This window comes from Rothia sp. HMSC071B01, assembly GCF_001808945.1.
Taxonomy (GTDB): domain Bacteria; phylum Actinomycetota; class Actinomycetes; order Actinomycetales; family Micrococcaceae; genus Rothia.
Genome location: NZ_KV795073.1, coordinates 150,761 through 163,304 on the forward strand (window position 1 = coordinate 150,761; position 12,544 = coordinate 163,304).

Genomic DNA, 12,544 nt, shown 5'->3' on the forward strand with positions numbered 1-12,544 from the left:
GCGTTGAAATGTTTATGCGGTATGCGGTCGGGGTATAGTAGAGAGATATGTCAATCGTTTAGCATACCGAAGGGAGCCCCCGTGGCTAAGCCCAAACTCAGCGACGTTGCAGCCCTGGCGGGAGTCTCCCCCACCACGGTCTCCCGCGTGCTCAACAACCGCGGCTACCTGAGCGAAAGCACCCGCACCAAGGTCCACGAGGCAATGCGGGAACTCGGCTACCGCCCCAACGCCATCGCCCGCAGCCTGCAGGGCCAGCGCTCGCAGATGGTGGGCCTCATCTTCCCCACGGTCGCAAACCCCTTCTACGGGGAGATGGTGTACCGCCTCGAAAGTTACCTTGCCGAAGCAGGCTACCGGGTCATTCTCTGCAATAGCGATGACCACCCCGAACAAGAGAAGCGCTACCTGGAGATGCTTTTCTCCAATCAGGTGGACGGCATCATCAGCGGCGCCCACTCTGACGCGCTGGTCAATATTCCGCACGCCCAGGCTCCCCTGGTGACCGTGGACCGCCTCGAAAGCGGCTTTTACCCGAATGTCCGCTCCGATAATTACGGAGGCGCCCGCGCCGCCACGGAGCATCTGATTGCCACGGGTGCGCAGAATATTGTGCACGTGACGTCGACCCTGGGTAAGCACAATGAGCGTCAGCGCGGATACCGTGAGGCAATGCTCGAAGCCGGACTCATGCCGGAGTTCCTGGAGCTGGGCTTCCACCCCTCCCTGGGCATTAAGCGTGAGGTGCTCTACCGCCACCTCGACGAACGCGCCGATAGCCCGGAGCCGGTGGATGCGGTCTTCGCCTCCAACGATAATTACGCCGCGTTGGCGCTGGGCTGGGCGCGCGCACGCGCTATTCGTGTTCCGGAGGATTTCCAGGTGATTGGTTACGATGGCACGCAGAGCGTTCAGCTGCTCATGCCGGAGTTGGCGACCGTGGTTCAGCCGATTGAGGGCATGGCAGAGCGTACCGCGCAGCGTCTGCTGGAGCTCATTGAGCTACAGCAGGAGGATTCCTCAGAGAAGACCACTCCCCCAATTACCCAGCCCGAGGATGTACTCCCGGTTGAGCTCCATCTGGGGGCTACGGTGCGTTCTATCCCGAATCTGGATCAGATTCAGCCTGACACCTCCGCCCCGGACGAGCTCCAATAGACGAGCTCCAATAAGAAGCTCCTCTTCTGACGATAAAAATCCGCCCCACCGTGCGAGTGCTCACGGTGGGGCGGATTTTGCATATACATTTATCGGTTTTGTGCGCGTCCGGAAGTTTAGGAGGTGCGCTGCACAATCTCGGTGGGACCGGTGCCGGGGTAGACCATACCAACGGCGTGTGCCTTGGAGAAGATTCCGTGGAGCGGGCCGAGGGAGAAGAATCCGCGGCGCTCATAGAGACGGGCACTATCGTAGGTCGATGCTTCGAGGTAGGCGGGGTAGTCGCCGATGCGTTCGGTACCGTAATCGAGTAGCTGCGAGCCGATGCCGCGGCCTCGGTACTCTTCGAGGACACCAATGTTGAAGAGGTACCAGTGCTTGTACGCGGGGCGGTACTTGAGCAGGTGCAACTCCATCAGGATTGCCTTCAGCAGAGTCTTGCAACCGAGAGCCTTGTAGTAGGCGCCAAACTGCTTGAGCTCGTTAGCAAAGGAACCTTCGTGAGATTCGGGGGTGTTCCAGAGGCAGACACCCACAATCTTGCCGGTGGAGTTATCAATAGCGATGTCGATACGTCCGCGGCCCTGGAAGTTGCCGTAGACCTGCAGGGTCATGATTGCGCGGAGCTTGGCAAGTTCCTGTCGGCGGCTACCGCCTGCGATGACTGCCATCATGGCGGGATCTCCGTCGAATGCGGCAATCAGCACCTCGAGCGCATCTGCATATTCATGAGACTCGGCGGTGCGGACGGTATAGGAAGCTGAGGTCATATTCACCCTTTACAAAAGCTTGAAACTATACATAAATATTAGCTGGATTATTCACTCCTGGCTAATAAATTCTGCCTTATCAAGACATTTTTCATAGCCATGCATCGAATGTGTGCCAGCTTATATTGCACCAATATGCATAAATTTTACGAATATTTATTCATGTTATTTTTGCATTACTTTGCAGGAAAATTTGAACACCCCGCACCAGCTCTAGGAAGAGCGGTACGGGGTGTACATCACGTTGAGGTTATCTACTCACTAAGAGTGCAGACTATGCGTTAGCCTTTGCCTTCAGTGCAACCTTCAGGAGTGAATCTGCGCTGGTGACAGATGTGCCCGAAGCCTGGACATCCTCAACCGAGGCAGCTGCCTTCTTGGCATTGGTAATCACCATGGGGGTTGCCAGCGGGTAGCCTGCCGCCTTGATGGCGGGAATATCGAACTCGGCGATGACGTCGCCGCGCTTAACGGTGTCGCCCTTAGCAACCTTGGGCTCGAAGTGCTTGCCGTCGAGCTCAACGGTGTCCATGCCGATGTGCATCAGCAGATCCAGGCCATCCTCGGTGCGCAGACCGTATGCGTGACCGGTGGGGAATGCGACGGTAATCTTGCCGTCAGCCGGTGCGTAGAGCTTACCTTCGGTGGGCTCCACTGCGGTGCCTGCACCCAGTGCGCCGGAGGAGAAGGTGGGGTCCTTGACGTCAGCCAGCAGAACCACGGAACCGACCATGTGGGAGCCGATCTCGACGCTCTCGCCAGCCTCAGATGCTACAGCGGCGGCGGGAGCTGCGGCAGCAGCTACGGTGGCAACGGGAGCGGCAGCAGCGGGTGCAGCGGGTGCCTCAGTGTTGCCAGCCTCAACCTTCTTACCCCAGATGAAGGAGGCAACGAAAGCGATGACGGTGGTCAGGATGAGGCAGCCGAAGAAGCCAGGAATACCAGCGCCAACAGTCGGTTCAATCGAGGGGAAGCCAAGGTAACCAGCGGCGCCAAGCTTACCCGCCTTAATTCCAAGAATAGAAGTAAACATCGAACCAATACCCGCGGAGACGATTGCAATGTAGAAGGGCCAGCGCAGAGCCAGGTTCACACCAAACATTGCGGGCTCGGTAATGCCGAGGAATGCGGAGGGTGCAGATGCCGAAGCAATACCCTTGATCTTCTTGTTCTTGGTGGTCAGTGCGACACCGGCTGCGGCAGCACCCTGAGCCACGTTAGACATCGACGCGACAACAAAGATGAAGGAACCACCGGTAGCCCACAGGCTCATCTCGATGGGCGGGAATGCCTGGTGCATACCGGTCATCACGATGAATGCGTAGAAAGTACCGAAGATCAGACCGCCGAGCGGGCCAGCAACGGTGTAGAGCCAGTTAATACCTTCACCCAGCCAGGTACCCAGCTGGAACATCGGCGGGCCGACCAAGATGAAGGTCAGGAAGCCGGTGATAAGGATGGTGAGGGTCGGGGTGAAGATGAAGTCGATGGTGCCCTTGAGGACCTTGTGGAAGAACTTCTCAATGTGGGACAGGATGAAGGCAACCAGCATGATGGGCAGCACGGTACCCTGGTAGCCCGCCTGCTGGACCTGCAGGCCGAAGAGGTTCCAGTACTTCATCGGTTCGCTACCCTCGGCACCTGCCAGAGAGGCAGCGACATTGTAGCCGTTCATCAGTGCCGGGGAGACCATTGCGGCACCCATGGTCATGCCCAGGTAAGGATTACCGCCGAAGACCTTGGTTGCGGAGAAGCCAACCAGCACGGGCAGGAAAGCGAAGGGAGCTGCGGAGAGCAGGTTGACGATGTCCGCGAAGTCAGCCCATTCCGGGTAAAGTTCAATAACTGCCTGGGGACCAAAGATACCCTTGGAAGTCAGGAGGCTATTGAGCGCCATCAGCATACCGCCACCGACCAGCACCGGAATCAGCGGAACGAAGATGTCAGCAATGGTCTTGATGAAGCGGGAGACAATGTTGCCCTGCTTGGAGGCAATTTCCTTGAGTTCGTCCTTGGATGCCTCGGGTGCGCCAGCAGCGATGAGGTGCTTATGCACCTCGTTGACGTCGCCGGGGCCGACGATGATCTGGAACTGGCCAGCGTTGAGGAAGCTGCCCTTGAGGTCTTCGTCGTTGTCAATTGCTGTCTGGTCGACCTTGTCCTGGTTCTTCAGGACGAGGCGAAGGCGGGTTGCGCAGTGTGCGGCTGCAACGATGTTGCCGGCGCCACCGACGTCCTTCAGCACGCGCTGTGCCACTGACTTGTGGTCCACGCTCGCTCTCCTTTGTTTGGAGCACCACCGTATGATGCTTTGTAAATGGGGTGGGGTGACATGTCTGTGTGTGCATGTCATGTATATGTCATACGTTTGACATATCAGATGTAAAACATGGTATCACGGGAAAGTTCTTAAAAGCGAGGGCCCACTCTCCACACGGAGAGTGAGCTCTCAAACATATTCAGAAATTACCGGAAACTACCCGCATAGGCGGCTCCCAACGCCTAGAAAACGGCTTAGAGACGGCCGTACTCCAGGGACAGCACCTCGCCACCGGTCAGGCGGACGCGGCGCTTATCGCCCTTGAAGAAGGTGCGAGCGGTCATGACCTCAGCGCCCATGGAGGCAACCAGCTTGCCACCCACGTACAGTTCGGTAGCCGAACCGTCCACAAGCAGGTCAAACTCGCGAATCTTCGAACGCTTCAGGGTTCGACGGCGCAGGCTGCCACCCTCGGTGTAGCGGGTACCGCCACGGTCCATCTGCACAAAGTCCTTATCCAGCACAATGCTCAGAGCCACGCCGTGAGTGTCCTTAATCTTCAGCTTCACGCGCTCATCAGAGACGTTCACGCGGCCACGCAGACGGAAGGTCAGGGCGTTCTTCAGCTCGACGAGCTTACCCTTCTCCTCCTCACGGTACAGAGGCTTCATCTCCATAGCGTCGTTGAGCTGCGGCACCGGGCGCTGGAAAATCTTGCCGTTACGCAGGTGTAGCTCACGCGGGTAGGTGAACATGTGCACCCAGCGGTGGCTCCACGAGGGCAGGTCGTCCTGGTCAGCATTGCCCAGCCAAGCAATCATCACCGGGGCATCGCCGCTCACGGTGTGGGGTGCCTTCGGGTCGGCGGTCAGGCCGGTACCGGAAATGGTCTGCGGAGCGTAGAACTCGAAACCTGCATCCAGCTCGGTGAAGGGGGTCTCCACGGTGAACTTGAGGGTCTCGTTATCCAGCGAACCGACGATGTAGCCGCTCTGGAAAATGTTGTTGTACTTCTCGCCGAGGGGCTCCATGCCCTGCGGGCTGAAAATCAGCACGTCGCGGATTTCGCCGGTCAGCTCATCGCGCATGCTCAGCAGGGAGGGGCACTCGTACATGTAGGTGCCTTTGAGGGTCTTGTCCTTGATGCCCAGCTCGCCGCGGAAGGTCCACTCGCGGCGATCCTTGGAGGTGTACACGACCACGGCGCCGGTCAGGTCCTCACGCTGAGCGCCAACAACCATCCACCACTCGCCGTTACGCTCAAAGACGTGCGGGTCGCGGTAGTGCGCGGTGTAGCCCTTCTCAGGGCCGGAAATCAGCGGGGGCAGCTGACGGGTCGGCTTCGCGTCCTCACCCGCAGTTGCGAGAATCTGGTAGGTTTCGCGGTTGCCCTTTTCGTCCTTCACATTACCGGTGTAGAAGAACTCAAAACCGCCGGGAACCTTAATACCGGAGCCGGAGTAGCAGCCGTGCGAATCGTAGCGGCTATCGGGAACCAGCGCGGTACCCTCATCGGTCCAGTGGGTCAGGTCCTCGCTGACCGCGTGGCGCCAGTAAACCATACGCTCCGGATGCAGGGGCGAGTACTGGTAGAAGGCGTGGTAGCGCTTACCGTCAAAGACCAGGCCGTTCGGGTCGTTCAGGCGACCCACGGGAGGCGCCAGGTGCAGTGCCGGGTAATCGCGATCTTCACGAACACCGGCGCCGAAAGCGTCCAGAATCTGCTGTGCTTCAGCCGCCAGATCGCGGGCGGGTCGCTCGGTCGCACTCTTCTTCTTTTTCTTCTGCTCGCTCATGTCTATCCGCTTTCGTGCAAAGGAATGTCTGGGTTGTCTCATCCCATCATACGGCACCTCTGACCCGTTACCGGGCTCTAGGAGAGAGGCACCACAGTGCTCTCAGCCTCTCTCATCCGGGGCACAGTGCGGTCACAGCGACTTCTGCGGGTGAGCGCGGTCAGATGGGACAGCACCACCGTTTGCTACAGGAGAAAAGAGCGGACGCAGCAAAAGCCCCGAGCCTCCCCAGTCTTCATACCGGGCGGGTCGGGGCCGTTAAATGCCGCGAGGCGGCGCATCCAATGGATGCACCGCCCGCGTAAGAATCGAGAAGAAGTCGATTACTTGAGGGTGATGGTTGCGCCAGCAGCCTCGAGCTGCTCCTTAGCCTTCTCAGCGTCTTCCTTGGAAACGCCCTCGAGCAGAGCCTTGGGAGCGCTGTCAACCAGGTCCTTTGCTTCCTTCAGGCCGAGGGAGGTCAGGGCACGAACTTCCTTAATCACTGCGATCTTCTTGTCGCCAGCGGACTCCAGGATAACGTCGAACTCGGACTTCTCTTCAGCAGCCTCGCCTGCTGCGCCGCCTGCTACAACTGCAACGGGAGCAGCTGCGGTGACGTCGAACTCTTCCTCGAATGCCTTGACGAACTCGGAAACCTCAACGAGGGACAGTTCCTTGAATGCTGCAATGAGTTCTTCGATGGACAGCTTAGCCATTGTTTGGCTCCTTCACTATCTGGTGCGGGCTGACGCCCGCGGTGTAAATCTTCAGTACCTACCCCGAAAGGGTCGGTCAAATTTAGGGTGCGTTACACGCTATTCGCGTTCACGCTGCTGAGTATCTCAGCGCTGGTGCAGTAGCACGAAAGGGGCTTATGCCTCTTCCGAAGCCTCCTCGGCAGCAGCGGGAGCTGCGCCTTCCTGCTCCTCCAGCTTGACGCGCAGTGCGTCTGCAACCTGTGCGATGCGTGCGATGGCTGCCTTTGCGCCACCTGCAACCTTGGACAGCAGAACCTCGCGGGATTCCAGGTCAGCGTAGCGCTTGACGTCGTCCTCGGAAAGAGCGGCACCTTCGTAGTAACCGTTCTTCACAATCAGCTGGGGGTTAGCCTTGGCAAAGTCACGCAGGCCCTTGGCAGCATCGATCAGGTCGCCCTTGATGAATGCCAGTGCGGAGGGACCCTGGAGGTGGCCTTCGAATGCGTCGATGCCAGCTTCCTTAGCTGCGATAGCAGCCAGCGTGTTCTTCACCACGGCGTATTCGGTCTCTGCACCGAGTGCGCGGCGCAGCTCCTTGAGCTGTGCAACAGTGAGACCGCGGTATTCGGTCAGGATGACTGCGTTCGAAGCTTCGAAGAGTTCCTTCAGCTCGGATACTGCAGCGATCTTTTCCTGAGTCGCCATGGTAGTTCCTTCTTCCGATTCTTGTAAGGTCGCCGGTAGAGCCTCGAAGCATTTATTGCAAGCAATAAAAAATGCCCCGACGCGTAGGCGTACGAGGCACGATAGACGGCACCCTAAATTAGGGCAACGACTATTCACTTCGAGTTACCTACGCGGGCGGCGATTTCTAGTGAAATCTGCTCTTATCAGAACTCTATTCTTCGTCTCCATCGAGGTGGCGATAAAGGACATAGTTCTAGACCGGCGGTCTTTGGTTCATTCATCATCTCAGGTTAAAGCCCGAGTCGCAAGTTAAAAACGTGATTAAGTGGGATTAATCACTTAAAGACCCCTTTTAAGCCAAATAACCGCTCTTTCTCCCGCCTAAAAGGCCCGATTGAAAGGCCCAGAAACCGTGTTCTAGAGGTAAAAGCGCTTTCCACCTGAGAACAAGAAGCAACGCTCCGCTGCCACACCCAGGTGCACCTGCTCCCCTACGCTGAGCGAGGCGCCAATCAGGGAGGTGCCCTGCGCATCCGAGATAAAGAACTCAAGCTCCTGACCGGCACGCACTCGGGCACTCAACTCAGAATCCACCGAAGCCCGTCGAGATTCCAGAGGTAGGGACACCGCCTCTAACAGACGCGCACTGTACAGCATGCCGCCCACCAGATGGCGGCTGCCAAGCACCTGCACCGGCAGAGCATGAGCAGCGTCTGCTGCCACAGGGCACAGCGCGGTCGCACGAATCGCCAGCTCACACCCGGCAGGAAGCGACTCAGAATCCTCAAGATTCAAAAGGTTCAGCGCGGGCGCCGCCAAAAGCTTAGCCACCTGCAGAGTATGCGGATGCGCCAGCAGCCGCTCCGGAGTATCCACCTGCACCAGGTAGCCAGCATCCATCACCGCCACCCGCTGACCCAGCATGAGCGCCTCATTCTGATCATGGGTCACGTACAGGCCCGTAAAACCGTAACGCTCATGCAAGCGCACAATATCGGCGCGGATACTCGCGCTCATCTGCTCATCCACACTCGCCAGCGGCTCATCAAAAAGAACCACCGGGGCACGACGAATCAAAGCACGCGCAATACCCACACGCTGAGCCTGACCACCCGACAGCTGCGAAGGCTTACGAGCCTCCAACCCTTCAAGCTTCAACGCCTCCAGCAGCTCACGGTAGTAGTCCATATCAACCCGACCGGCGAACGCACCCAGCCGGGTCGGGAACAGAATATTGTCCTTCACGCTCAGGTGCGGGTACAGAATAGGGCGCTGAAAAACCACACCCACCGAGCCGCGTTCCAGAGGCTGACCGGCGTAGGTCACCCGACCCGCGCTCGGTTCCTCCAAACCGGCAATAATACGCAGCAGAGTGGACTTACCGGTACCCGAAGAACCAACCAGAGAAATCAACTCGCCAGGGTGAACATCCAGGTCAATCTCATTCAGAACCGTCGTATCAGTGCCAAAGGTCTTAGCGACACCTCGAATACGCAGGCCTTCAAAAGGCTCCGCCGCGGCAGAAGAGTAGGATGCAGAAGTCATTCCCCCATTATCGCCGAAACTTGTGCCCGGCACGCGTGCAGAAGATAAGCACCGTCATAAAACAGCGCGCGAACCTCGCACCAGAGTCTCATGTGAGCGCCCTAGCTCGGTCGTACCAGCAAACGCCCCTTCAACGCCAAATGCAGCGTACCCACCCACAGGAAAATGAGGAAAGCCGTACCCGCCACCGTTAGCGCAGGACCCACCAACCCCAGCGAGCCAGCAGCCGTCAAGCGAATACCGCTCGCCGCCATGGAAGCCATACCGAACGAGAAACCCCACATGCTCATCGAGAAACCACCCTCAAGAGTCCACGGGAGCAAACGCATCAAGAAGAACAACTGCAGAATGCCATAACCGGTCAGCACCAAAAAGAACCAGTCCACCATACCGCCATTAGCCGCCAGGTACGCGTTACCACCCACAAAAGGCGGCGCCATCTGAATACCAATAATGCCGCGCTCCCCCTGAGGTAGCGGGGCCAGGGTGCGCAGGCGGCTCAGAATCGCGGCCTCGACACTGAACCACGAAATCAGACCCGCACCGAAGAAGAGCATCGCCATATCGTGCCACCCCACAAAACCCATCGCCGTAGCGGTCGCAAAATTCGTCGCCACAGTCGGCAGATACAGCACCGGCGAGGCAGCCTCAGGCACATACCCACCACGCCACGTACCGGCAATGCGGTGAGAGGCAAAGTACAGCTGCCCCACAGCTCCCAGCACCACCAGAGTCAGCGCCGGAACCTCCGCATACGGGTAGAGAGCCGCACCCACCTGCGCCGTCGTCGCCGGAATCAGCGAAAAGAAGCAGGTACGCGCCGGATGCTCCCAAAAACTACGCACCCACGCACGGTACTTCACCACCGAATGAATCAAAAACCCCACAAGGAGCAGCCACACCACAGCGTTAAAAGCCAGGATACTCTCCCCTACCCAATCAGGTGCCATTCCCTTCGACGCACCGGTACGCCAGGCAGCGCCCAAAGCACCGGTGCCCAGCGCTACCGCAAAATAATTGACCGGCACGCTGAGACCGCGACGGGCGCTCTGCTCGCTCTGAAGGGAAGAAGGCATTAGGTTTTACCTCTCATGGTTGTAGGGCAGGTTGGGGACACGCAGCCCCAATATTGTCTCGAGAGCTCCGGGCAGAGATAACGTCAAAGCCAGCTAGAGTCAGAACTCGGGGCCAGAACTCAGAGCCAGAACCCGGGGGCTAAAAATCGCTCTATCGTTTCAATCCTATAAAAAATCGCCCCCGACGCCTAAACGTCGGGGGCGATTACTAGCTCATGCTAGAAGCTACAGGTGCATACCTTATGCAGCAACGGCAGCCGGATCAACGGGGATGCCGGGGCCGAAGGTGGTAGCAACGGTTGCCTTGGAGATGTAACGACCCTTAGCCGAAGAGGGCTTCAGGCGGTTAACCTCTTCCAGAGCTGCCTGGAAGTTCTCCTCGAGCTGCTCAGCGGTGAAGGAAGCCTTACCGATGATGAAGTGCAGGTTGGAGTTACGGTCAACGCGGAAGTCGATCTTACCGCCCTTGATGTCTGCAACAGCCTTTGCAACATCCATGGTCACGGTACCGGTCTTGGGGTTCGGCATCAGGTTACGGGGACCCAGGATCTTACCCAGGCGGCCGACCTTGCCCATCATGTCGGGGGTTGCAACCGCTGCGTCGAAGTCGGTCCAGCCGCCAGCGATCTTTGCGATCAGCTCGTCGGAACCAACGTAGTCAGCGCCAGCTGCCTCAGCCTCAGCAGCCTTGGGGCCTGCTGCGATAACGACCACGCGAGCGGTCTTACCGGTGCCGTGGGGCAGGTTCACGGTACCGCGAACCATCTGGTCTGCCTTACGGGGGTCAACGGACAGACGCATTGCAACCTCAACGGTTGCGTCGGTCTTGGTGGAAGAGGTTTCCTTCGCCAGGGCAACTGCCTCAGCGGGGGTGTAGAGCTTACCCTCTTCAATCTTGGCTACAGCTGCCTTGTACGCCTTGCTGCGCTTTGCCATCTGCTTTTCTCCTTATGCAGTTGTGGTCTCGTGAGCCGCGCTCGGCTCTGCCACATCCCGTCCATACGACGGGCATTTACAAGTTCTGTGTAGAAAAATCTACGGTGCCGATTACTCGGCTATTCGGCGAACCGAAATTACTCGACGGTGATACCCATGGAACGAGCGGTACCTGCGATGATCTTGGAAGCAGCATCCAGGTCGTTTGCGTTCAGGTCGGGCATCTTGGTCTCAGCGATCTCGCGCACCTGAGCCTCGGTCAGCGAACCAACCTTGGTGGTGTGAGGAACAGCGGAGCCCTTAGCAACGCCAGCAGCCTTCTTGATCAGCTGGGAAGCCGGAGGAGTCTTGGTGATGAAGGTGAAGGAGCGATCCTCGTAGACGGTAATCTCAACGGGGATGATGTTACCGCGCTGCGACTCGGTTGCAGCGTTGTATGCCTTGCAGAACTCCATGATGTTCACACCGTGCGAGCCCAGTGCGGGGCCGACGGGGGGAGCCGGGTTAGCGGCGCCTGCCTGGATCTGCAGCTTAATGAGGCCAGTGACCTTCTTCTTGGGAGCCAATGTAGGGTCCTTTTCTTAGCTGGGAACCGACGCACAGGAGCGTACGCCGGCAAGACGGTGACCGTGGCGCGGTCACCCGTGCATCCGCATGAAAGCGTGACATGCGCATACACAAATCAACATTCTAGCGTTAATCAGCGACTTAATCCAGCGCCAGCTAGCAGAAAGAGTAAACCTCACCCACACAGCCACCGCCGGCTACACAGTCACTACAAAATATGAGCCCCGCACCGAAGTGCGAGGCTCATATTCACACGCTAAAAACGTTAAATCTTTTCGATCTCGGTGAAGCTCAAGGTCACCGGGGTATCGCGGCCGAAGACGGAAATCATCACGACAATCTGCTGGGACTCGCCCTTGATCTCCGAAACGGTAGCGTCCATGCCCTCGAAAGCACCGGACTTCACGCGGACGTTCTCACCCACAGTGTAGTCGGACTCGATAACGGGCTTGGAAACGGGCAGGCCCTGGCTCTGCTGCTGCTCTTCGAAGACCGGCAGGAGCATGTCGAAGACCTCGTCCATGCGCAGCGGGACCGGGTTGTACGCATCCTGACCCACGAAGCCAGTCACACCGGGGGTGTGGCGGACAACGCCCCACGAGTGGTCGGTCAGTTCCATACGAACCAGAACGTAACCGGGAACACGCACGCGGCGGATGGTCTTCTTCACGGTGTTCTTGAACTCAACCACGGTCTCCATGGGAACCTGAACCTCGAAGATCTCATCTTCAGCTTCCAGGTTCTGGATACGGGTCTCGATACCGGTCTTCACCTTGTTCTCGTAACCAGAGTAGGTGTGAACCACATACCAGTCGCCCATCTGACGGCGCAGCTTGGACTTGAATTCTTCCAGAGCGTCGACTTCCTCAGCAGCCTCAGCAGCTGCTTCAGCCACCTCAACAGCCTCGGTAGCTTCCTCAGCCTGCTGCTCAATAGCCGCAGACTCCTCAGTAGCCTCAGCAGCGGCTACCTCGACCTCTTCAATCTCGGATACCAGTTCCTGCTCGGACACGTCGCTCCTACTTTCTATCGTTAATCATCTAGAGGGGACTCCCACTCGCCAATGCGC

At 58.2% G+C, this 12,544-nt stretch carries 11 protein-coding genes; 1 reads left to right on the top strand and 10 read right to left on the bottom strand.

Annotated elements, in window-relative coordinates; all coding sequences use genetic code 11:
* Positions 1–81: 81 nt before the first annotated feature.
* Entirely contained in the window at positions 82–1,158 is a 1,077-nt protein-coding gene (locus HMPREF2527_RS05570) for a LacI family DNA-binding transcriptional regulator (RefSeq protein ID WP_070506951.1), read from the top strand.
* Between the two features lie 116 nt (positions 1,159–1,274).
* On the opposite strand, the gene HMPREF2527_RS05575 is transcribed toward HMPREF2527_RS05570, so the two are convergent.
* The 10 genes from HMPREF2527_RS05575 to nusG form a co-directional block, all read right to left on the bottom strand.
* The gene (locus tag HMPREF2527_RS05575; protein ID WP_070506953.1) at positions 1,275–1,928 is read right to left on the bottom strand and encodes a GNAT family N-acetyltransferase; all 654 of its coding nucleotides are present in this window, start codon (positions 1,926–1,928) and stop codon (positions 1,275–1,277) included.
* A 274-nt stretch (positions 1,929–2,202) separates the two neighbouring features.
* Positions 2,203–4,200 (bottom strand): PTS sucrose transporter subunit IIABC, encoded by a 1,998-nt coding sequence (locus tag HMPREF2527_RS05580; RefSeq protein ID WP_070506956.1) that lies wholly within the window; start codon positions 4,198–4,200, stop codon positions 2,203–2,205.
* 242 nt (positions 4,201–4,442) lie between these two features.
* Complete coding sequence (locus HMPREF2527_RS05585; RefSeq protein WP_070506959.1) at positions 4,443–5,984, bottom strand: glycoside hydrolase family 32 protein; 1,542 nt, start codon at positions 5,982–5,984, stop codon at positions 4,443–4,445.
* Positions 5,985–6,307: 323 nt separating this feature from the next.
* A complete protein-coding gene (gene rplL / locus HMPREF2527_RS05590) occupies positions 6,308–6,682 on the bottom strand; it encodes a 50S ribosomal protein L7/L12 (RefSeq protein ID WP_005504884.1) in 375 nt (124 codons plus the stop codon).
* A 156-nt stretch (positions 6,683–6,838) separates the two neighbouring features.
* Positions 6,839–7,369, bottom strand: coding sequence for a 50S ribosomal protein L10 (gene rplJ, locus HMPREF2527_RS05595; RefSeq protein WP_070506962.1), 531 nt, complete (start codon positions 7,367–7,369; stop codon positions 6,839–6,841).
* Positions 7,370–7,768: 399 nt separating this feature from the next.
* Positions 7,769–8,896, bottom strand: coding sequence for an ABC transporter ATP-binding protein (locus tag HMPREF2527_RS05600; RefSeq protein ID WP_070506967.1), 1,128 nt, complete (start codon positions 8,894–8,896; stop codon positions 7,769–7,771).
* 101 nt (positions 8,897–8,997) lie between these two features.
* Positions 8,998–9,972: a TDT family transporter gene (locus tag HMPREF2527_RS05605; protein ID WP_012903013.1), complete on the bottom strand. Its 975-nt coding sequence runs from the start codon at positions 9,970–9,972 to the stop codon at positions 8,998–9,000.
* Between the two features lie 240 nt (positions 9,973–10,212).
* Complete coding sequence (rplA, locus tag HMPREF2527_RS05610; protein WP_005504876.1) at positions 10,213–10,908, bottom strand: 50S ribosomal protein L1; 696 nt, start codon at positions 10,906–10,908, stop codon at positions 10,213–10,215.
* Between the two features lie 137 nt (positions 10,909–11,045).
* Positions 11,046–11,474 carry a 50S ribosomal protein L11 gene (gene rplK / locus HMPREF2527_RS05615; protein WP_005504870.1) on the bottom strand — a complete coding sequence of 143 codons (429 nt, stop codon included), beginning with the start codon at positions 11,472–11,474 and terminating at the stop codon, positions 11,046–11,048.
* Positions 11,475–11,740: 266 nt separating this feature from the next.
* A complete protein-coding gene (gene nusG / locus HMPREF2527_RS05620; protein ID WP_049338063.1) occupies positions 11,741–12,487 on the bottom strand; it encodes a transcription termination/antitermination protein NusG in 747 nt (248 codons plus the stop codon).
* Positions 12,488–12,544 lie beyond the last annotated feature (57 nt).